The sequence below is a fragment of the Veillonella parvula genome (assembly GCF_945949885.1).
Lineage (GTDB): Bacteria > Bacillota > Negativicutes > Veillonellales > Veillonellaceae > Veillonella > Veillonella parvula_B.
The window spans coordinates 14,236-35,506 of the sequence record NZ_CAMFFZ010000023.1 but is presented as its reverse complement, the minus strand read 5'-3'; the positions used below and the strand labels follow the sequence as shown (position 1 = coordinate 35,506).

Sequence of the window (21,271 nt, the reverse complement as noted above, 5' to 3'; positions counted from 1 at the left end):
CCCTAATACATCGTTTAACCTCACGCTGTCGCTGGGAAGGATAACAATTTCACCCTGATAAGCGGTGTCTGTCCGAACAATTTCCCCTTTGGATGGAATACGCATCTCTGTGATTTTCAGCTTTTCTCTCCCGGCCAGGGCCACCGTATCCCGCAGGCGCAGCGTTCCGCTGTATAACCGTAGATAGACACGCCGCTGGCCGCAATCGGTGTACTCAACCTTGAAAACGCTGCCGCATAGGGCGGCGCCCCCCTGTTCCCCAATCGGTTGGAACAGCCCTGTCACCGCATCCATCAACGGTTGAATGCCAAGGCCATTTTTGGCGCTGCCATGATAGACTGGGAACAGGGAGGCGTCTTGAACCCGCTGCTGTTCCTCCCGCGCAAGTTTTTCCCGGCTGATTGGTTCTCCTGCGATATACTTTTCCAATAATTCATCGTTATTTTCGATGACCGCATCCCATGCTTCTATGTCGGTATTTTCCTCCAGGACTATTTCCGGGGACAGCGACACCGTCTGCTTGATGATAATATCGGCGGAGAGCTTATCCCGAACAGACTGAACCACGCTCTGCAAATCAACGCCAGCCTGGTCGATCTTGTTGATAAAGATAACGGTGGGAATGTTCATTTTCCGCAGGGCATGGAACAGAATACGGGTCTGGGCCTGCACGCCATCTTTAGCGGAGATCACCAAGATGGCCCCATCTAAAACAGCCAAAGAGCGGTACACCTCCGCCAAAAAATCCATGTGGCCGGGCGTATCCACAATGTTAACTTTACATCTGTGCCACTGGAAGGAAGTGACTGCCGCTTGAATGGTAATCCCACGCTGCCGCTCCAAAAACATGGTGTCCGTCCTCGTTGTCCCTTTTTCGACGCTCCCCGGTTCTGAAATGGCTCCGCTGGCATATAGCAGGCTCTCCGTCAAGGTCGTCTTTCCAGCGTCTACATGGGCAAGAATTCCAATATTGATTATTTTCATGTGATTGTCCTCCCTTTACAGCCCCAAAGGGCATAAAAATCCCCAGCAGTAAAATACTTTTACCACTGGGGATTATAAGTTGCGGACATACACATATACAGCATACACCTGTTTGTGATTGCTGTTTTTGGGGATATGTCAAAATTGATAAGGCAAAAGTATTCTTAAATTGGGTACAAAAAACTAAGCCCCTACAAAAGGAGCTATCATAATCCTTTGTTCCCACTATTTGATTATAGTTTTATTTAAGAATACCTTGCCGCATATTTTTTACTCCTTTTCTGGATTAAATCATTGTATCACATCAGTTTTAGGAAAGCAAGTACCTAAAAGAAATTTTTCTTCCCCTTATATGTAACAATCATACCGGCTTCCTAGCGTTCAGAATGTTTTCTGCTGTCTGCTGTGGTGTTTGGTTGGAATTGTCCAACCAAAAGCCGATCCGTGGTGTTGTCTGCATTTTACTAAATACAAATTCAATGTATACAGAAAGATATAAGGAGTGGGAGGGATTCCGCCGTAGTTGGCATTGTAGGAAAATCCAAAAGTTTAGATTTTCCCACAATGCTTATCTTTTGGTCTTTGGTTCGGAATAGTGTAGTGCTGGCGGTCTATCTCTTGTTTTCGGTTGCTTGCTTCCTTACCGTACATGAGCATTTACCTAATGCTTCTCTAGGCAATCTACTATACCCATCAGCCTTTTCAAGAAGACGAGTCAAACCATTGAAATAGGACGCTAGTAATTGTGGATAATGATCACTATTTTTTACGTTAATAACATTAGATAAGCCATAATCTTTAACATCAACAGAGTTCACTTTATAAATATTATTTTCTAGTCCATCAAAAGCATTATCTTCGAAGCTAATTGTATAGGTAGCATCTTTGTTAAAGATAAGGGCTGCACGTTCTTGAGCCGTTTTACGATACGCGGCCTCAATAGCAGCTTTATTTTTATTGTACCAATTAGTTAAGAATGTTTTACCATTATCCGCTAATACAGAAGTATCACTTAATTTAACTTCAAATAGTGGATCATTTTCAGTTAAACCAATTTTACCTGCAGTAATCTTAGTATTGATTGTGCCTTCATCAGGAACCCATTGTTCAGTGTCCTCATCGTAACGCTTATCTTTATAAACGAACTTAACATTGACTTCTGGCATTTCAAGCAATACTTTTTGCTTATCTGCATCAGCACCATAAGCTTTTGCCACGATTTCTTGCATACGACGAACTACATCAAACTGAGCATCTCTCAATGATTCACGCTCTTTTGCAACGCGTGCCTCAACATCTGGCAATTGAGTTTGTAGTTTTGCAAGATCTGCTTTTAATGGAGCTAATTGATCAGCTGGTAACTCATCAATAAACTCTTTCCACCAGATATCGGAATTAAGATCATCAATTTTTTGTTTCAATGCCTTAACTTCGCCTTCTAAGGCACCTTCTTTATCACGCAATGCCTTCAATTGTTGGTAGAAATTAATAGTATTCCCTGCGTTTGGTACGATGAGTTCCTTATTGGCACCGTCCGAATCCATAGTAACACCTAAGAATTCCTCCACCGTTGGAACCCGTTTAAAATGCGTATAAATAGCATGAGTATAAGCACTGTCGCTAATTCCCGTACTATGTTTAAAGGTCCCCACACCGATACGGACTTGAGTATTCTTATTCGTCCAAACACTACGAAGTCCGTCATATTCTTTATTAAACCAATAACCTGTAACCCCCATAGATTCAGTAATACGACCAACACTTTGATCCCATTTAGAACCGTGATGTGTTACATCTAGTTCTTCGAGACGTTGATGATCAAAACCTTTAGTGCCTTCTGTTTCATGACTGCTATCTACACCAGCTTGGCCAGAAGCACTCCCCACAACGCGTACATTCGTATTATCGTTAATACGAGCATCGACACCGACACGTATACGTTGATTCAAGCCATGTTCCTTGCGGTCCGCCAGATTCTTTGCGGCCTCGTCGGATACGTAACTTGTAGTCGTCACCCGCGTAGCAGGACGATCGGATCCAAGATGACTGTCATTACGTACACGATAATCACCTACAAGTTCCATACCTCGTTTTCTGTCTGTATCGAAAGGACGCGTAATAAAATCCTGCAGCATAACCGGAGGTAACGATTCAAACTGCTCCTTCGTAAGTTTCGTTTTACTTTCACCTGAACCGAAACCGAATTTCATATTTAATCCGATACGATATACTCGAGCCGATAAAGCCCGATCATCATCACGATGATTAAAGAGATTATCAATACCGAAATAGATTCGCGAATCCTTATCAATCTTCTTTTGAATCATCAAATTCCATATGCCGTAAGTTTTATGTTCATACATATCGGCGGTTTTTCTATTATTCAAATTATATCTGATAACGGAACGATCGGAATTATTAGGATCAATATAAGATACCATATAATTACCGCCACCAGACAAGGAGTTACTATCCAGCATATGAATATAATAATCGCCCCACAGACTACCGCTCCATCCGCTAGCCTTATCCTCAAAATCCACACCGATATCCACTTTATGACGAGGTTTATCCAGTAATTCACGAGGCATATCTTTATCGCTCTTATTAAGCGCTCGTAAATACGTATATCCCAAACGTGCCTTCCAGTGCTTATTCAAAGTTTGTTTAACTTCAAATTGAAGTCCCGTAATTTGGGCCTTGCCGATATTACGGAAACTGTAAATCATATCTGGTGCATGAGCAAATTTCGCCGCTCCATATGTGGTAGATTCAACATACTGAGGATAAAAATCCATCAAATATCCCGTATTGTAAATCGACATATAATTCCGGATATTATTATGGAATACGGTTACTTTACCATAGGTATTTTTATTTTCCCCTTCCAAAGAGAGGTCGAAATTCATGGATTTCTCTGGTTTAAGGTTCGGATTTCCGACCCAATACCAACCTAATCGGGCTTCACCGCCACCGATTGTAGCATTTGTAATATTCGGACCATACATTTCCCAGTTATAATACAGCTCACCCATACCAGGTTCCGTATAACTGGTACCCACATTAGCCTTTAATCTGCGGTGTACATTTCCATGTACATTATGAGTCATGCCGAAATTAAACGACCAGTTGGAGCCAAATAAATCACTATGATCCAGTCTTATAATTGGTGATAAAGTAGTATTTTTATTAACCTGCCACGTATCCTGAATAAAGAAATTCTGTTTCTTGATCTCCGCACGTCCTGCGGTCTGTTGATTAACGCGTTTTAAATACTCTTCTTTAAAATAAGCTCCGTTTAATTTCAACTTCGTAGAATCAAAATCCGGTACGGCGCCATAGTAAAAGCTCGGTAAATATGCATCATAAAGTGCTGGATAATACTTACCGTTTTCATCTTTTCGACCCTCCTTATTAAAATGATAGTCTTCAATAAATTCTTTATTCTCCGCTAATAAACGTTTAGCGAACTGCTGATATCGCGCATAAGCTTCAGGATTCCGTTTTTTCAGCGTACGCTCTGTCACGGGGCCGTCCACAAGCCCCATTGCGGCCGCTGAATCAATTCCCGCCTGGGGATCCACATATTGAAGATATTCTTCGTAAGTAAATTCCGGCAATGTATTTGGCTTGCTTTTATCTCCGTTATACCATTCTTTCTCCTTATTCCACTGCTCTACACCGGCCTCGTTTTTTCTGAAAGAATGGTCATAAATTGTGGATGAAGGAACACCGTTTTTTACCGCCAGACTTTTATCGTAATCCCAGGGATCGATATGCCGTTTATAAGTATGAGGCGCATTTTTTAGTCTGCTACCTTCGCCTGTCTCCCGTATAACCCCCATGCCATAAGACAAGAGATGTTTCTTACTGACTTGTGTATCTGCCCCGAGTGTTATGCTCCATTGACGATGATCTACATTATCCACATAGTTTAATGTATTTTTTCCTTCATAGGTACTGTTCCCATAGTCACTAGTTAATGTTACATCATCTTCTTTGGTCCGCGTATAATTCAGTTCCGCTTTCCACGAACTCTTATTGTCCTGACCAGTATACGTCAAATTAAGATTATTCCTATCTAAATCCCGTTTGTAATGAACCTGAGGTTCCAAATAAGAAGTACTGCGCTTTACATATCGTTCCAAGTCTTCATTATACCTATCGATACGGACTCCCAAAGACTGTTTATCATTAATATCATACGTAGCGGCCAAACCTATATTGGAATTTGTACCGTAATATCGTAGGGAATTCTTTAAAAACCCGTGGTCTTCATCATTGGTCATAGCGCTGATACGACGCCGCTCGCTAGCATAAATAGGCATAATATCACGTTTACTACCGTGAATATTAACTTTTAACTTACCTAATGAGCCAGAATCAGCGCGCATAAAGAAATTGGAAAACGGTACGATATCACCGTCGCCTTTAGTTCTACGACCTTCCGCATTAAACTGAAGGCCAGCGGTCTTACGCGGTTTATTGGTAATAACATTGATAACACCACCGATGGCGTCGGATCCGTATTTAGCACTGGCTGCACCTTGAATAATTTCTATACGTTCCACATTTTCTGTACCGAGACGCTGTAATTCATCACCGGCGCCTTGATATTTGGCAAGGTCGCCCATCACAGGCTGTCCATCCACAAGAATCAAGGTATGACGCGGATCCGCACCACGGATAGATACACCGACGCGCCCCATCGAATCAACGGTTCTGGATACACCAGTTTCGGAAAATACAATATCTTCTACGGATTTTGCCTGCTTTTTGACAATATCCTTCTTCGTAATAATCGTCGTCTGTTGAGACTCTTGTTTTGCCTGCTCTTCAGCCCATGTACCGCGAACATGAACCACATCGGTTGTTACAGTCGCATTATCCGCCATAACTACCGGCATTTGCAACCAGCACGCTACTGCGCAGGATAGTATAACATATCTCCTTGCCCGCACCCAACTCCTATTCATTAAATTTCCTCCAGACATATATTTAACCATGCATATAAAAATACACTTTACCACCACAACCAAATGACATTGAAAATCATTTACAGATTTAATGGTAGCAAAGTGTATTATACATATCTACTCCGAATAGACCAAAAACATACGTTTCGGACAATATTTAATTTTCATAGACTATCAAACCTAGCCTAAAGCACAAAATTTCTATCTAGAATAATATAAAGTTCAAAATTATTTAAACCTTACGATAAGCACTTGGCGTTACACCAGTAGCCTCTTTAAATGCACCCGTAAACTTACTACCATTCTCATACCCTACCGCATTAGCGATTTCTAAAATAGACTGATCTGAGTCTTGAAGCAATCTCTTCGCCGCATTAATACGACATTCTTTTAGATATTGATGTATGGTTGTACCAAATACACCTTTAAAGCAACGTTTCAGGGTAGATGTAGGAATATCAAACTGTTCAGACAAGGAATCAATAGTAATACGCTTCATATACTGTGTCGATACATATTCACATACAGCTTTTACAATATCAACTTGCTGCTTTCTATAGGTATTTCTTTTTTCATTATTAGCTGTAGATATAACAGATAACAATAAAAAGATTTCAATCACTTTTAATTTAAAATAGTGCTCCTTTATTTGATCTGGTACATTATATAAACTAGAAAAAATGTGACGAACAGTTTCCGTTTCTTCCATCATCATACCAAAATCAGAATGCTCACAAAACCGATTGGCCAGCTCAGTCAAATCAATTCGAGAATCACTAACAAGTGCATCTAATACGGGTTGTGCCTTTTCAACATCTACTAATAATACAATTCCTTTAAATAATTTTGTAGGGAAGTAATTTTCATGTTGGTAAGCGGAGCGTGTATGCCACCCTAACGACATATCCCCTGGGCCCATATATAAATACTCTCCAGATGTGAACTTGCACTCAATGCGCCCTTCTTCACAGTGATTTATAGCAAACGTCTTGGTATGTGATTTAGCATAAAATTGAATCGTCTCTTGCTTCACATCTAAGAACATCAAATCGATACCGTCAAATATCGTATGTCTTGACATAGATGTTCCAGCATGTGAAACCGCATGATTATGTGGATTCATACTATCACCATATACACAAATACTATAAACATAAACGTTAATATTATATTATAGTATACTTATTGATAGTCATTGTCAACTTCCAATTAGTAATAATTCATTTTAGATTTAAAAACACAAGCTAGTTCGTTTTAGTAATATAAAACAATTAAGATCTTCGTTGAGAGTTTCTAGTGTACTATAAAATAAGCCTCATGAATTAAACTACAACAATTTAATTCATGAGGCTATATTCAAAACTAAAGATATAAGTTCCTATTTTTTTGTTTTAATAATAAAAGCTAATGCTATGACATGCGCTACCCATATAATGCCCATAACCATTAGAGCAATAGGCATATCTTGACTAAAATAAGCACCAACCGCCATTATGGCACTAACGGATACGAGAATGGACAACTTTGCCCACAAGGTCAACGCTTTATCGCGTTCATAAGCAGCAACAGTCTTTTGATATAAACTAGATTCCAAAAACATTTTATGGAATCGTTCAGACCCTCGAGCTAAACAAAATAAAGTTAGCATATAAAAAGGAACTGTTGGCAATAGTGGTAATACGATACCTGCTGTACCAAGGCCAAAACTTATTGCTCCAATAGTCAGGAATACATATCGTACTACAACATTACTGTGTTGCTCAGTTGTTTTCATTAATCCTCTTCTACATAATTAATAACTTTACCTTTTGTTTTAATAAAGTTAGGAATAATAAGTACTAAAGCGGCAATAGCTACAATGCCATAAATACCAGCCATACCTACCCATTCATAAGCATTACCTAATACGAGACCCATCACTGCAAAGTCCGCATCACCAAAGGTTGTATTTTGGAAGCCTAATTGACCAAGAACTGGCAACGCCAAAGCTGGCAAGAATGTAATAGCCAAACCATTTAGGAAAGCACCTACCGCTGCGCCACGACGACCACCAGTAGCATTGCCATAAATACCTGCTGTAGCACCACAGAAGAAGTGTGGCACAAGACCAGGAATGATTAATACGCCGCCTACAGCACCAAGGATAAGCATACCGATGATACCACCGATGAAGGAACTAAGGAAGCCTAATACAACCGCAGTTGGAGCATAGGTGAAGAATACGGCACAGTCTACAGCTGGAATTGCATTAGGAATAATTTTTGTAGCAATCCCTTGGAATGCAGGAATCAAATCACCTAAGATCATACGCACACCAGAGTATACGATTGTTACGCCAACAGCAAAATTCATAGCACTCATAACAGCGTATAAATATGGGCTCATATCACCTGATAAAGTAGCGACAAATTCGGAACCTGCTGCAAATGCGGCAATTAAGTAAAATACGATCATAGTTAATGCTGTAGATAATGTTGAGTCTCGTAAAAAGCCCCATTTTTCTGGTATTTCAATATCTTCTGTACTATCTTCAGCTTTCCCAACATATTTAGCAACCCAAGCAGATAAATAATAACCTAAACTACCAAAGTGACCGATCGCAATCTCATCACCATCAGTCACTTTAGAAGTATAGCTTTGACCAATAGCTGGAGAGATAGCTGACCAAGCCCCCATTAAGAAACCACCTACAAGTATGAGTTCCATACCAGATAAACCTGCTGTACCAAGTACGGCAGACATAAGGCATGCCATAAATAAGCTGTGATGACCTGTTAAGAATACATATTTAAACTTGGTGAAACGAGCAATACATAAGTTCATCAATAAGCCTACTACGAGAATAGACATCGTTTCAACGCCAAGTACCTTTTGTGCAACAGCTACGATAGCTTCATTATTTGGCACTACACCAGTAATATGAAATCCATGTTCAATCATTTTCCCCAATGGGTCAAGATTGCTAACGATAACACCCGCACCTGCAGCTAACATTAAATACCCAAGGATAGGTTTTAATGTGCCCGTCATTATTTTATGAAACGGACGTTTCAAAGCGATCAGGCCTATACATGACATAATACCAATCAAAAGTGCTGGTTGAGACAGCACATCACGCAAGAACTCTAATACCATTTCCATGGCACTACCTCCTATATATAATTGTTACATATTATTGAGCGGCTTGTTTTAATGCTTCAAGAACATCTTCTGTAATCTTCTTTTTATTAATATAGCTACGAACAATAGCAACGTTTTTATCGTCAAATTGTTCAGCCAACTCTTTTACAGTTACGATGAGGTCTGCCTTACGACCTTGAGCCGCGTTAAAATCGATAGATTCAACTTGTGCATCGATACCATTTTCAGCACAAATTTCTTCAATTTTCATTTTTAACATCAAGCTAGAACCAATACCATTACCACATACAGTTAATACAGAAATCATACTTGCCTCCTTCTAAACGTATTATTGCTCGTCTAAATGTTCTGCCAAGAATGCTTGTACGTCGTCAATACTTTCAAAGTCAACAGCCGCATCTAAGAATTCTTCATCCTCAAATAATGTAGCAATGTCTGTTAACAATTGAATATGCTCATCTTTATTGGGAGCACATAAGAATAATGCGACAGATACTGGGTCATTATCAGGACTGCCAAAATTCAATGGTTTTTCCAATGTCACTAAAGCTGTCCCTACACGCTTAGCACCATGTTCTGGGCGCGCATGTGGCATAGCAAGACCGGGAGCCAATACGATATATGGACCCATTTCACGAACTACTTCAACCATAGCCTCTGTATAAGATGGATCCGTAAAGCCCGCATCAACCATCAGTTGACCACCATGACGAATTACATCTTCCCACGTTTCGGCGGGATAATGAAAGGATACATTATCCTCAGATAATAAATCTTGTATCAAACTAACACCTCCTAAACATACTACTGTACATATAATTCTATTATAGCTATTCTAATAAATTTTTCATATATCAAAATAACAATGAACTCATAAAAATGAATAAAGCTAACATATGATTTTGCTATTTATAATTTAATGAATCTTCACACTTATGATACCTATACAGGTATTAATATTGTATATATATTGAAAATTCTCTATACTTAGATAAGACTTAGACTACCTAAATAAAATAAGGAGATTTTATGCAGACTTCGGTAAAAGTATTTGTACTATGTCTAATCCTCTGTATTTCATTAGTAATAGCTTTACAGTTTGGAGCTAAATTCGTTTCTCTAGACCAAATTATTTCGGCTCTTATACCTATGATCGATGCAAATACTAAAGCATCTATGACTGATACGATTATTACAGATATCCGCTTACCACGACTTATTTACTCTGTTCTAACAGGTATAGGTCTATCGCTTGTGGGTCTATTAATGCAAACGGTCACGCGCAATGCCCTTGCAGATCCCTATGTATTAGGTGTTTCTTCTGGTGCAAGCACAGGTGCCGTTTTCGCTATTATCATGGGTGGGCTTCCATTCTTAGGGCAATACAATACACCTATTTTTGCGACTCTAGGCGCAGCACTTTCAATTATATTAGTACTACTATGTGTTGGTAAAAGTAACAGTCCAGTAAAGCTTATCCTCATAGGCATGGGCATGACCGGTGTATTTTCAGCCTTAACGATGATGATCATTTACGGAGCCAAACACGAAGCACAAGTACGAAGTGCCATGTTCTGGCTACTTGGCAGCTTTGCAGGCATACAATGGGGCGATTTACCATTAACAGCAATTATTGTAACCTTATTTATGCTATATATCTATATGTTCAACCAAGACCTTGATGTGTTGCTACTCGGTAATCATGAAGCAGCACAAATGGGCCTTTCCGTTAAGCAGTTACAATTAAGCATCGTTATCATATCCTCTATTGTGATTGCCACACTAGTATCAAAGGTTGGTGTAGTTGGCTTTATCGGCCTTATCATCCCTCACCTTGCTCGGATTGTAGGCGGACCTAAGCATAAATACACATTACTATTCAGTGCACTCATCGGTAGCATCGTTATGATTTGGTCAGACGTATTATCGAGAGCACTCTACAGTCCAGAAGAAATCCCTATTGGTGTGCTTACATCTTTATTGGGGGCTCCTCTCTTCATTTGGATTATCATGAATCGTTATAAACACAATGGTTAGTGTATATCATATCTATAGGAGATACTATGTATCAAATTAATCAGCTGTCTTTTTCTTATGAAACAAAAGAAGTGTTAAAGAATATTTCTGTAACATTTCCTACCAATAAAATAACAGCCATAATTGGACCGAATGGATGTGGTAAGTCTACCCTACTTAGCCATCTATATCGACTTCATCCAACAAAAAACAAAATCACATTAAACGGAAAACCTTTAGAGTCTTATAAAGGTCGCGAATTTGCTCAATTGGTAGCAGTCTTAACACAATCTAGAGACGCTATGATTGATGATTTTCTCGTAAAAGATATCGTTCTCATGGGACGGTATCCGTACAAACAACACTTTGGCACCTATAGTTCTGAAGATGTAAAAATTGCAGAGCATTATATGAATGAAGTAGGAATCACCCATTTAGCAAATGAAGAAATTCATCATCTATCAGGTGGTGAGAAGCAACGCGTATTTATTGCTAAAGCCTTAACCCAGAAACCTCAAATACTTCTTTTAGATGAACCTACTAATCATTTAGATATGAAGTATAAAGTGGCACTAATGAAACAATTACGTGCTTTTAAAGGCACTACAATCGTAGTCCTTCACGACTTAAATCTAGCGGCTCAATATTGCGATCATATAGTCATCATGAACAATGGAACCATTCTAAAAGAAGGTTCCCCTACTGAGGTACTCACACCTGAAATTCTTGAACCAATCTTTGAAGTTCCTTTCAAAACCTCTTGGGATGAAGGGCGCTATCATTTATATTATTAATTATTAAAGAAAGGACTTACTATGTTTCAGAATTTAAGAAAGTCAAAAAAATTATTATTAATCGCTATGGCATGTGCTACATTTGCTATTGCGGGCTGTGGTTCTGACACAACTAAGAACACAGCTGACAATGGCAATGCAGTAACGTGGAGTGAAACATTTGATGGTACAAAAACAGATTTTGCCGTAAAATCCGCTCCTACTCATGCAGTATCCATGTCCCAAGCAACGACGGAAATGATGTTACAATTAGGTCTTGAAGACAAAATGGCTGGGACAGCTTTCAAAGAAGAAGAAATCTATCCACCTCTACAAGCTGCCTATGACAAGGTAAAAGTATTATCTGACAAATGGCCTTCCTACGAAGTATTCATGTCCGTAAAGCCCGACTTCGCAACAGGCTGGCCTGATTCCTTCAGTAAACGCGCCATTCCTGCTGACAAAATGATTTCCCAAAAGGTAAATATTTGGCTTCCTGAATCCATGTTATCTACTAAAGCTGACCTAGAAACCAACTTCAGCGACATGATTAAATTGGGTGAGATTTTTGGCGTAAAACCTAAAGCTGAAGAATGGGTTGCTGACCAACGAAAAACCTTGGCAGCTATCCAGAATAAACTAAAAGACTTACCTCGTAAACGCGTTTTTATTTATGACTCTGAAGACGGTCAACCATTCACAGCATTCGAAGGTTATACTACTAACATCTTAAAACTTATCGGTGCTGATAATGTAATGAGCGGCTTAGGCGTTGATAAAACATGGGCTAAAGGTTCTTGGGAAACAGTAATTGCGCAAAACCCTGACTATATTATTATCGCTGACTATGGCAATTCCATTCGCAACGATGATGATTTCCAACAAAAAATTGAAAAGATCAAGGCTAACCCTCAACTTCAAGATATCACAGCCGTTAAAGAAGGTCACTTCATTCGTGTAAAACTTTCTGAAATCACTCCTGGGGTACGTACCGTTGATGCTCTAAAACGTTTAACTGAAGAAATTCACGGCATCAAAGTAGACTAATTTAATATAACAAAATATAGAGTAATATGTAATATGTATTGTATATTATATATAACGAAGAAGGTCCCAATTCAAATGAATTGGGACCTTCTTCGTACTGCTTGTATTGCACACAGCATATTGTTTTAGAGAGTAAAGATGTGTTGTAGTTGAAAGATTTAGAAATAATCAATTATTGTAAAATAGATTTAAAATGTATTAAATTGTATATGCTGTGACAATGCCTGATTATTTATACTTCTCGACTATATTGTTGCCTATGTCGTTTATCATTATTTGCCTTAATAGCCATGATCAATGGCTTTAGCGAAAGAAACTCTTCATCACTAAGTCGAAAGGTTCTACCAATACGTTTAATAGGATTACGTGGGCGCCCGGCACCGCGTCTAGATCCACCCCATGCCATATACATACCTCACTTTTCACTTGAAAAACTCCTTCTACCGATAGTATAACCTCCATTACATAAGTATGCAATAGCCATCTACTTCAAACAACCTTTTAACAGCCTATAAACAAGTAATAAACTCCATTTATTAGTAAAATGCATAATCAACAAAACTCATATTTATAAGTATTTGTCTCCATTCAACTTGAATTGTAACATTAACGTTGCCAAATATAGATAAATCTATTTTATAGAATATAGTATTTTTAAACCAGTCTATATCTATATTTTTATCCTATATGAAAGCTATTATGTACATGCCTAGTAACTAAATTTATCAAAATAGAAAACCTAAAAATTAATAAAATAATCATAACAATGTACAATAAAAAACTTAGGCAAACAAAAAAGACTGCTTTCGCAGTCCTTTTTATATAAATAAGCAGCCTATATATTATCCAAATAGTAAATGCCCTATTTCGTAAGCAACGGCAGCTACGATACCAGATAATGGAATCGTTACAAACCAAGCCATAACCATAGATCTTGCTACGCCCCAATTAACAGCTTTAATACGTTTAGAAGAACCTACACCTAGTAAAGAACCACTTACAACATGTGTAGTACTTACAGGCAAATGCAGGAATGTCGCTGTAAAAATAGTAATGGCAGAGTTCAAATCTGCAGCAAAACCATTAATTGTTTCTAGTTTGAAAATTTTAGTACCCATAGTGGAAATAATTTTCCAACCACCAGCTGCAGTACCTAATGCCATTGCAGTAGCACAACATAACTTAACCCATAAAGGTACGTCTAATGTATCAATATAGCCGCCACTAAGCAATGTTAACGTAATGATACCCATCGCCTTTTGCGCATCATTAGAACCATGAGAAAAAGCCATCATAACGGCAGATACAATTTGCATGGATCTAAATCTATCATTTAATACGATTGGAGAAAATCTACCAAAGATGAGAAGCAAAACTTTCATCACAATATAGCCCCCAATCATGGCTACGATTGGCGATAAAATGAGGGATAAGAAAATTTTTAATATACCTGCCTCATTTAAAGCATCAAAACCTACAGACCAACCTACGGCACCAATGATACCACCGATAAGCGCATGGGACGAAGAACTAGGAATACCCCAATACCAAGTTAATAAATTCCATATTATGGCACCAATAAGGGCTGCTGCAATGATGCTACTATTAATGAGAGATGCAGACATAACGATATCGCCACCGATGGTCTTCGCAACACCGGTACTAACCATGGCGCCCAAGAAGTTAAGCGCTGCAGTCATCATAATCGCCTTTTTAGGCGCAATAGCACGAGTTGAAACGGAGGTAGCAATAGCATTCGCTGTATCGTGAAAGCCATTGATATAATCGAAGGCTAATGCTAAAAAAACTACTAGCCATACTAAATAATGAGCATCAAGCATACTTCAATACTACCCGGCGGAATGTACCAACCAAATCCTCGCAACCATCGATTACATCTTCCATGGAACTAAGGATTTCCTTCCATTTGATAATTTCAATTGGATCTTTGCACTCTGTAAAGAGCTTAGCCATTTCTTCATGGTAAATATTATCCGCTTCAGACTCAAGTTTCAATACTTGGTGAACACGACCTTCTACCTTCACATGGTCCTTTTTAAGGCTACCCATATAACCAATAGATTTGTTGATATGCTTAACGCATTTAACAACGATTTCACTCATGCGAATAGCTCCATCGCTTGGTTTACCAACGTGATACATAACCATTTTATCCATGATTTCTTTGATATTATCCAATGTAGTATCCAGTTGATCAATTAAAAGCTGAATATCTTCACGATCCATTGGAGTGATGAATGTTTTGCGCAAACGCTCTACAGTTTCGTTTACTAATTCATCGGCTGCTTTTTCCTTTGTATCAATTTCAAGAAAAGCCTCTTCTTTAGAGATATCGCCTTTAAACACACGTTCCATCATTTCTGCACTTTCATAAGTAAGCGCAGCATGTTTTTCCAAAATACTGAAAAATTTTTCTTCTTTTCCTTTTAATTTAAAAGCCATGAAGATCCTCCCGAAACAGTATTGATTGCTTCTATATTAATAATTTAATTATAGCACATTAAAGGTAATTCCTAAACCAATTTACCCATCTCTATATTCTAACCCCTATACGTATATGGCATATGTAGTATCCACTTCTGTGAAAGCCGGTAAAGCAAAAAAGCAGATAACTGATTAAAACATCAACTATCTGCTTTATATATTTGTTAATTGCCTTAGTGCTTTATATTAACCACTAATTATTAGCTATTAGCTTCCGCCGCTGCTTTAGCCGCTTCTGCTGCCTTTTTCAAGTTAGGCACAGATGTAGGGCATGTAGCAGGTGTGCAAGCACCGTTAGGGCCTAAGTCTTCAGCACGACTCACAAAAGTAGTATGCAACATGTGATGTGCTTTGTGGCTCATAGGTTTGCCATCAAAGAACTCAGCATACAATTTTTGAATATCTGGATTATCACAAGCTGCTTTTACAGTTACTTCCGCATCGCGAGTATACAAGGATGCAATACGAGCTTCACGAGCTTTGTCAGCCATCGGTAATTTAACGCGTGGTTGACCACCACCACCGATACAGCCACCACGACAAGCCATTACTTCAATAAAGTCATAATGGATATTTTCTGCACGCATGCGTTCGATGAACTTACGCAAATTGCCTGTACCATGAACTGCCGCTACATGTAATGTTTTATCGCCAATCACTACGTCCGCTTCACGCGCACCATCCATGCCGCGAATAGCTTCGAATGGAATCAATGTTTGAGGTGCATCTTCACCTGTCGCCATTTTGTAAGCCGCACGCATAGCCGCTTCCATAACGCCACCAGTGTTACCGAAGATGATACCGCCACCAGAAGCTTCGCCCATCAATGGATCAAATGCAGAATCTTCAAGGTCATCGAAGTTGATTTCTTCAGCACGCAACCATTTTGCAAGTTCCCGTGTAGTAATACAGTAATCTGTATCGCGCATTTCTGGTGCATCCCAATATTCAGCAGAAGAATTCATTTCATCGCGACGAATTTCGAATTTTTTAGCTGTACAAGGTGTTACTGCAACAGCCACGATTTGTTTTGCATCAAGACCCATTTTTTCAGCAAAATATGTTTTTTGTGTAGGCGCTTGCATAGCAATCGGACTCTTAGCCGTAGACAAGTTAGGCAGAAATTCTGGATAGAATGTTTCCGCAAACTTTACCCAAGCAGGACAACAAGATGTAAATTGAGGCAATACCGCATCACTATTAATAACGCGTTCTAATAACTCAGATGCTTCTTCCATGATAGTCATGTCCGCACCAAAGTTTGTATCAAGGATATAGTCGCCACCCAATTTGCGAAGAGCGGCTACCATTTTACCTTCTACAAATGTACCAGCCTCAAGGCCAAATTCCTCGCCTAAACCAACACGTACTGCAGGCGCAGTTTGGAAGATGACGATTTTATTAGGATCAGCAATAGCTGCTTTTACTTCATCGATTTCAGAGCGTTCATTGATGGAGTCAAATGGGCAAATAGATGCACATTGACCACAATGAATACAAATTGGATGATCCCCATTAGTTGTTAAATCATAATAATCAAATACACCCATGTCTACCGCACAAGCTTTTCGACATAAGGAGCAATTTTTACATTTGGACAAATCTTGAACTAAAGCAATATTACCGTCTTCAATTGGTACGCGACGGTCTAAAAATTCATACTTACTCATGAGTTCCTCCTACTTAGGTAACGTTGTTATCGTTAATCGAAGAAATTATACTATACATTGTAAGTTTTATCAATAAATCACTTGTAATTCCTTTGCATAGCAGGTATTAGTAAATCACATGATACGCTTGGGTTTATAGGCGTTCTTCTAATTCCATCCACCGTTCAGTAAGCACATCTATTTGGGCCTGAGCCTCTTCTCGCTCCGTCATCAGGGACTGCATTTTTTCATAATCGGTGGCCACTTGGCTTATCATAACATCGAGCCCCTTTACTAAATGCTCTAACTTAGGCAATTCATCTATAATTTTAGCATACTCCGCTTCTTCTGCTTTATTCAGGCCTTTCTTTGGTATTTCTTTGAAAGCATCTGTTTCATCACCAACTACAACATTATCATTCCCAAGGGTATCTAACCTATCAGATTGATTATCAACAGAGTCATCGGGATCAGCTACTACAGCTCGTACGGCTTTGGAATTAGCCGATATACTATCATTTGCCATATAGAATGGGCGCTTGCCACTGCTTTCATCAAGAGCATCCTTGTAGTCAGAATAGGAACCATGCACGATTTCAATATGACCATCACCGGTAAAGACAAACAATTTATCCACTACGCGGTCTAGGAAGTACCGATCATGACATACTGTTACGATGACGCCACTGAAGGAATCTAAGAAATCCTCTAATACCTCTAAAGTTGGAATATCGAGATCATTCGTCGGTTCGTCTAGCAATAATACATTAGGAGCGCTCATAAGCAATTTCAAAAGATATAAGCGACGACGTTCTCCACCAGAGAGTTTTCGAATTGGTACACCGTGTAGCTCTGAGGTAAAAAGAAATCGCTCAAGGATTTGCCCTGCGCTCAACGTAGAACCATCACCGAGGACCATATAAGAATGGTCTTCACGAATATAATCTAGGACGCGCATATCTTCATCGAAGTCAGGCAGCTCTTGTTTAAAGTGAGCAATGCGAACGGTCTCACCTTTACCAATAGTTCCACTCGTCGCCTCGTAGGTGCCATCAAGGATATTCATAAAGGTAGACTTACCAACACCATTGGGCCCTACTATACCGATACGATCATGGCGTACTACGTGATAGGTGAAATCTCTAATCATAAGACGTTCATTAAAATAAAACTCTAAATGCTCAATGTCAAAGATGGTTTTTCCTAAACGGGTCTTCAATGCAATAGGATCCATTTGATCGGGACGACGGGTTTTCTCCATATTCTTTAATTTTTCGTAACGATCAAGACGAGCCTTTTGTTTTGTAGTTCTCGCCAAAGCACCACGACGCACCCATTCGATTTCTCGTTTTAAGAATTGACGCCGTTTTTCTTCGGTGACAGCCTCACGAGCCTCTCGATCTGCTTTCAAGGCGATAAATTCTTCGTAGTTGCCATCATATTGATACATGCGACGATTAGATAGCTCTAAAATACCATTACATACGGAATCGAGGAAATATCTGTCATGAGTACTGATTAATAATCCTCCTTGGCGAGCACTCAAATACGACTCCAGCCAATCGATACTATCTTCATCCAAATGGTTAGTCGGCTCATCTAGCAATAAAAGATCACATGGATATAGCAATGCTTGCCCCAATGCAAGACGACGCTTTTGCCCACCTGACAACATGGCTACCTTCTGCTCCACATCAGGAAAGCCCAGTTTAGATAAAATAATACGCGCCTCTTGTTCTACTTGCCACCCATCTTGTTGATCCATTTGCTCCAATGCATTCATGTAGTTACGAGACAGTTTAGCATCATCACTACCAGACTCTTGCATTTGGCGGTACTCACGACTAATACGTTCAAAGGCTTTTACCATCTGTAAGCGAGGATGATCTCCATCAAGAACTGCTTCTAATAAAGTAGATTCCGCATCAAAATCAGGTGTCTGCGCTAAGTAATGGATGCTGGCCTTACCATTACGCTCAATGGTGCCTTTATCAGCTTCCATTTGTCCTGCTAATATTTTTAGAAATGTAGACTTACCCGTTCCGTTAATTCCCACAAGACCTAGTCGTTTTTCTGTGGTAAAAGTAATATTCACCTCTTTAAACAACAGCCTTGTACCATATGATTTCTCTATGTTTTGTAAACTAATAACATTCATGTTCCGCTCCTATTTTGTAATTCTGTTATTTATTATACTACACATTACCATTGACAGTAACAGACGCCCTCAGTAGAATAAACGTAATATATATATTCATGAGGAGGTCCACATGGCGACGGATATGGTTTTAGACTTTTATGAAAGTATCAACTTTGAACTTATCGACATTGATGGGTATGACACATTATTTACTGAGCTCTTAGAGGATGGCACGTATGCAACTGTATCCGATGATGAGGGCTATATGCTAGAGGACTTAGAGACACCAATCGTATTCAATGTGTACGACGATAATGACTCCTTCCAATGGAGTGTTACCCTTGATGACTCCTACCAATTAAAAGATTTATTGGATGGTGCCGAAAGTACAGATGCTTTTTTGGCTACTTTACAAAAACTTCGACAAGAACATATTGAACAATATCAATAGAAAAAAGCGATGGCCTTTTAGGTCATCGCTTTTTTTACGCTGATTAGCTAAGAGCCTCTTCAGCTTTTACGAGTTCATCTTGTGTACTAGCATCTAAGATTTCAATGAGACTATTTACGATATCAGCAGCCCCATCCACATGCCATTCGCGAGCACGCTCAGACATTTGTTGTAGTCGCGGAGAATTAATTAACAGTGCGGTTACCACATCTTCTAAGTTGTGAATATCACGAGCCCAGCGGGCACAACCTCGTTGCTCTAATAATTCTGCATTTGCCTCTTCCTGCCCTGGGATAGCATTAAAGAATACCATTGGCAATCCGATTGTAACAGCCTCCATACAGGTCAATGCACCAGGTTTTGTGACGAGCAAAGACGATGATTTCATGAGCTCAGAAATATTAGTAGTATAACCATATACGGTGGTCTTCGTCTTCATAGATTCACTAAGGATAACTAACGATTCATAAAGAGACGTATTTTGTCCAGCTACAACGGTAATTTCACCAATACCATTTACTTCATCTAGATGTTTTAAAGCCGTCTCAAGAGAGCCTAAACCCAAGCCACCACCCATAACAAGTACTTTCACAGGTTCCTCTAAGGTATACTCTTCAATAGCGTCACGGAAAAAAGATCGACGTACTGGAATGCCAGATACATGAATACGAGATTCATCGATACCTGAAGCCACCATTTCAGATACCATAGATTCTGTTGCAACATAATAAACATCAATCTGTGGATAGAGCCAAAACTGATGACTACTAAAATCTGTCATAATAGCTACTAGTGGTACATCTATATGACCTTGACGCTTTAAAATCGATGCCGCCCCACAAGGAAATGGATGTGTAAAAACCATTACATCTGGCTCTTCTTGTTGTACTAGTTTAAGCATGCGGCTTTTAAGTAGGTACGACAATGCGGTTTGCATAATGGTACCTCGTTTTTCCCCTTTCGATACGCGATAAATCATATCATAGAGCATGGGGAATACGTCAATCATCTTTATATAGGTACCCTTAATTAAATGCTCTACAGACATAGTTTCTGTATCAAGAAAATCAACATGAGTAATTGATGCTTGTGGCTCTTTTTCTTTCCAATATTCTTCTATGGCTCTTGCGGCTTGCATATGTCCAGTGCCGATTGAGGCGGACACGATGAGAACCTTCCTTGATGTTTCGTTATTCATAATGCACCCTTTCTCTGTGCATTATACCATAAATAGATAAAAAAAAGAGACCTCGAAAGGTCTCTTTCACATCCAATATGGATTATTTTTTGCGTTTTTTAGCTTTTGCAGCGTTAACTTGTTCTTTCAAACCTTTCCCAGCTTTGAATGCAGGAGATTTGGAAGCTGCAATTGTGATAGTTTTACCGTTTTGTGGGTTACGGCCTTCACGAGCTGCGCGTTCACGAACTTCGAAAGTACCGAAGCCGATAACTTGTACTTTACCACCAGCTGCTAATTCTTGAGCTACTGTGTCAAATACAGCTTTTACTGCTTTTTCAGCATCTTTTTTAGTTAATTCAGTTTTTTGTGCAACACTTGCGATTAATTCTGTTTTGTTCATGACAGAACC

18 protein-coding genes are annotated in these 21,271 nt (G+C 39.2%); 4 read left to right on the top strand and 14 right to left on the bottom strand.

The window, feature by feature from the left end; genetic code table 11:
* The 7 genes from Q7O55_RS07450 to Q7O55_RS07420 all read right to left on the bottom strand — a co-directional run.
* Window positions 1-984: GTP-binding protein (locus Q7O55_RS07450; RefSeq protein WP_303929524.1), on the bottom strand; the 984-nt coding region annotated here is incomplete at its 3' end.
* Window positions 985-1,595: 611 nt separating this feature from the next.
* Window positions 1,596-5,960 (bottom strand): TonB-dependent receptor domain-containing protein, encoded by a 4,365-nt coding sequence (locus Q7O55_RS07445; RefSeq protein WP_303929522.1) that lies wholly within the window; start codon window positions 5,958-5,960, stop codon window positions 1,596-1,598.
* Between the two features lie 232 nt (window positions 5,961-6,192).
* On the bottom strand, window positions 6,193-7,083 hold the full coding sequence (locus tag Q7O55_RS07440) for an AraC family transcriptional regulator (protein WP_127134705.1): 891 nt from the start codon (window positions 7,081-7,083) through the stop codon (window positions 6,193-6,195).
* 255 nt (window positions 7,084-7,338) lie between these two features.
* Window positions 7,339-7,734 carry a YbaN family protein gene (locus Q7O55_RS07435; RefSeq protein ID WP_303929520.1) on the bottom strand — a complete coding sequence of 132 codons (396 nt, stop codon included), beginning with the start codon at window positions 7,732-7,734 and terminating at the stop codon, window positions 7,339-7,341.
* Window positions 7,734-9,101, bottom strand: a complete 1,368-nt coding sequence (locus Q7O55_RS07430; RefSeq protein WP_004698733.1) for a PTS ascorbate transporter subunit IIC — start codon at window positions 9,099-9,101, stop codon at window positions 7,734-7,736. Before Q7O55_RS07430 ends, Q7O55_RS07435 begins: the two co-directional genes overlap by 1 nt.
* A gap of 31 nt (window positions 9,102-9,132) precedes the next feature.
* Window positions 9,133-9,408, bottom strand: coding sequence for a PTS sugar transporter subunit IIB (locus Q7O55_RS07425; RefSeq protein ID WP_004696686.1), 276 nt, complete (start codon window positions 9,406-9,408; stop codon window positions 9,133-9,135).
* A 21-nt stretch (window positions 9,409-9,429) separates the two neighbouring features.
* Window positions 9,430-9,885, bottom strand: coding sequence for a PTS sugar transporter subunit IIA (locus tag Q7O55_RS07420; protein ID WP_004696688.1), 456 nt, complete (start codon window positions 9,883-9,885; stop codon window positions 9,430-9,432).
* A gap of 245 nt (window positions 9,886-10,130) precedes the next feature.
* Here Q7O55_RS07420 and Q7O55_RS07415 point away from each other — a divergent pair, with 245 nt between their 5' ends.
* The 3 genes from Q7O55_RS07415 to Q7O55_RS07405 are packed head-to-tail and all read left to right on the top strand — an operon-like array spanning window position 10,131 to window position 12,937.
* The gene (locus Q7O55_RS07415; RefSeq protein WP_303929518.1) at window positions 10,131-11,138 is read left to right on the top strand and encodes an iron ABC transporter permease; all 1,008 of its coding nucleotides are present in this window, start codon (window positions 10,131-10,133) and stop codon (window positions 11,136-11,138) included.
* Between the two features lie 26 nt (window positions 11,139-11,164).
* On the top strand, window positions 11,165-11,911 hold the full coding sequence (locus Q7O55_RS07410; protein WP_012864676.1) for an ABC transporter ATP-binding protein: 747 nt from the start codon (window positions 11,165-11,167) through the stop codon (window positions 11,909-11,911).
* A 21-nt stretch (window positions 11,912-11,932) separates the two neighbouring features.
* Entirely contained in the window at window positions 11,933-12,937 is a 1,005-nt protein-coding gene (locus Q7O55_RS07405) for an ABC transporter substrate-binding protein (RefSeq protein ID WP_303929517.1), read from the top strand.
* Window positions 12,938-13,169: 232 nt separating this feature from the next.
* Here Q7O55_RS07405 and Q7O55_RS07400 read toward each other — a convergent pair whose 3' ends face one another.
* From Q7O55_RS07400 to Q7O55_RS07380, 5 genes are all read right to left on the bottom strand, one after another.
* A complete protein-coding gene (locus Q7O55_RS07400; protein WP_303929516.1) occupies window positions 13,170-13,343 on the bottom strand; it encodes a hypothetical protein in 174 nt (57 codons plus the stop codon).
* Between the two features lie 436 nt (window positions 13,344-13,779).
* Entirely contained in the window at window positions 13,780-14,778 is a 999-nt protein-coding gene (locus Q7O55_RS07395) for an inorganic phosphate transporter (protein ID WP_303929515.1), read from the bottom strand.
* Complete coding sequence (locus Q7O55_RS07390; RefSeq protein ID WP_298714605.1) at window positions 14,771-15,400, bottom strand: DUF47 domain-containing protein; 630 nt, start codon at window positions 15,398-15,400, stop codon at window positions 14,771-14,773. Before Q7O55_RS07390 ends, Q7O55_RS07395 begins: the two co-directional genes overlap by 8 nt.
* A gap of 242 nt (window positions 15,401-15,642) precedes the next feature.
* On the bottom strand, window positions 15,643-17,112 hold the full coding sequence (locus Q7O55_RS07385; protein WP_303929513.1) for a [FeFe] hydrogenase, group A: 1,470 nt from the start codon (window positions 17,110-17,112) through the stop codon (window positions 15,643-15,645).
* Between the two features lie 133 nt (window positions 17,113-17,245).
* Entirely contained in the window at window positions 17,246-19,249 is a 2,004-nt protein-coding gene (locus Q7O55_RS07380) for an ABC-F family ATP-binding cassette domain-containing protein (RefSeq protein ID WP_303929512.1), read from the bottom strand.
* A 112-nt stretch (window positions 19,250-19,361) separates the two neighbouring features.
* Here Q7O55_RS07380 and Q7O55_RS07375 point away from each other — a divergent pair, with 112 nt between their 5' ends.
* Window positions 19,362-19,682 carry a hypothetical protein gene (locus Q7O55_RS07375; RefSeq protein ID WP_303929510.1) on the top strand — a complete coding sequence of 107 codons (321 nt, stop codon included), beginning with the start codon at window positions 19,362-19,364 and terminating at the stop codon, window positions 19,680-19,682.
* A 43-nt stretch (window positions 19,683-19,725) separates the two neighbouring features.
* On the opposite strand, the gene Q7O55_RS07370 is transcribed toward Q7O55_RS07375, so the two are convergent.
* Together Q7O55_RS07370 and Q7O55_RS07365 are read right to left on the bottom strand one after the other, a co-directional pair.
* Complete coding sequence (locus Q7O55_RS07370) at window positions 19,726-20,880, bottom strand: glycosyltransferase (protein WP_303929509.1); 1,155 nt, start codon at window positions 20,878-20,880, stop codon at window positions 19,726-19,728.
* An 82-nt stretch (window positions 20,881-20,962) separates the two neighbouring features.
* Window positions 20,963-21,262, bottom strand: a complete 300-nt coding sequence (locus tag Q7O55_RS07365; RefSeq protein ID WP_004696710.1) for an HU family DNA-binding protein — start codon at window positions 21,260-21,262, stop codon at window positions 20,963-20,965.
* Between the last annotated feature and the right edge of the window lie 9 nt (window positions 21,263-21,271).

What these genes read in the sequence shown, in the direction of transcription:
- Q7O55_RS07445 (WP_303929522.1), bottom strand. Translation starts at nt 5,960, where the DNA reads ATGAATAGGAGTTGGGTGCGGGCAAGGAGATATGTTATACTATCCTGC.
- Q7O55_RS07440 (WP_127134705.1), bottom strand. Translation starts at nt 7,083, where the DNA reads ATGAATCCACATAATCATGCGGTTTCACATGCTGGAACATCTATGTCA.
- Q7O55_RS07435 (WP_303929520.1), bottom strand. Translation starts at nt 7,734, where the DNA reads ATGAAAACAACTGAGCAACACAGTAATGTTGTAGTACGATATGTATTC.
- Q7O55_RS07430 (WP_004698733.1), bottom strand. Translation starts at nt 9,101, where the DNA reads ATGGAAATGGTATTAGAGTTCTTGCGTGATGTGCTGTCTCAACCAGCA.
- Q7O55_RS07425 (WP_004696686.1), bottom strand. Translation starts at nt 9,408, where the DNA reads ATGATTTCTGTATTAACTGTATGTGGTAATGGTATTGGTTCTAGCTTG.
- Q7O55_RS07415 (WP_303929518.1), top strand. Translation starts at nt 10,131, where the DNA reads ATGCAGACTTCGGTAAAAGTATTTGTACTATGTCTAATCCTCTGTATT.
- Q7O55_RS07410 (WP_012864676.1), top strand. Translation starts at nt 11,165, where the DNA reads ATGTATCAAATTAATCAGCTGTCTTTTTCTTATGAAACAAAAGAAGTG.
- Q7O55_RS07405 (WP_303929517.1), top strand. Translation starts at nt 11,933, where the DNA reads ATGTTTCAGAATTTAAGAAAGTCAAAAAAATTATTATTAATCGCTATG.
- Q7O55_RS07400 (WP_303929516.1), bottom strand. Translation starts at nt 13,343, where the DNA reads ATGGCATGGGGTGGATCTAGACGCGGTGCCGGGCGCCCACGTAATCCT.
- Q7O55_RS07395 (WP_303929515.1), bottom strand. Translation starts at nt 14,778, where the DNA reads ATGCTTGATGCTCATTATTTAGTATGGCTAGTAGTTTTTTTAGCATTA.
- Q7O55_RS07390 (WP_298714605.1), bottom strand. Translation starts at nt 15,400, where the DNA reads ATGGCTTTTAAATTAAAAGGAAAAGAAGAAAAATTTTTCAGTATTTTG.
- Q7O55_RS07385 (WP_303929513.1), bottom strand. Translation starts at nt 17,112, where the DNA reads ATGAGTAAGTATGAATTTTTAGACCGTCGCGTACCAATTGAAGACGGT.
- Q7O55_RS07380 (WP_303929512.1), bottom strand. Translation starts at nt 19,249, where the DNA reads ATGAATGTTATTAGTTTACAAAACATAGAGAAATCATATGGTACAAGG.
- Q7O55_RS07375 (WP_303929510.1), top strand. Translation starts at nt 19,362, where the DNA reads ATGGCGACGGATATGGTTTTAGACTTTTATGAAAGTATCAACTTTGAA.
- Q7O55_RS07370 (WP_303929509.1), bottom strand. Translation starts at nt 20,880, where the DNA reads ATGAATAACGAAACATCAAGGAAGGTTCTCATCGTGTCCGCCTCAATC.
- Q7O55_RS07365 (WP_004696710.1), bottom strand. Translation starts at nt 21,262, where the DNA reads ATGAACAAAACAGAATTAATCGCAAGTGTTGCACAAAAAACTGAATTA.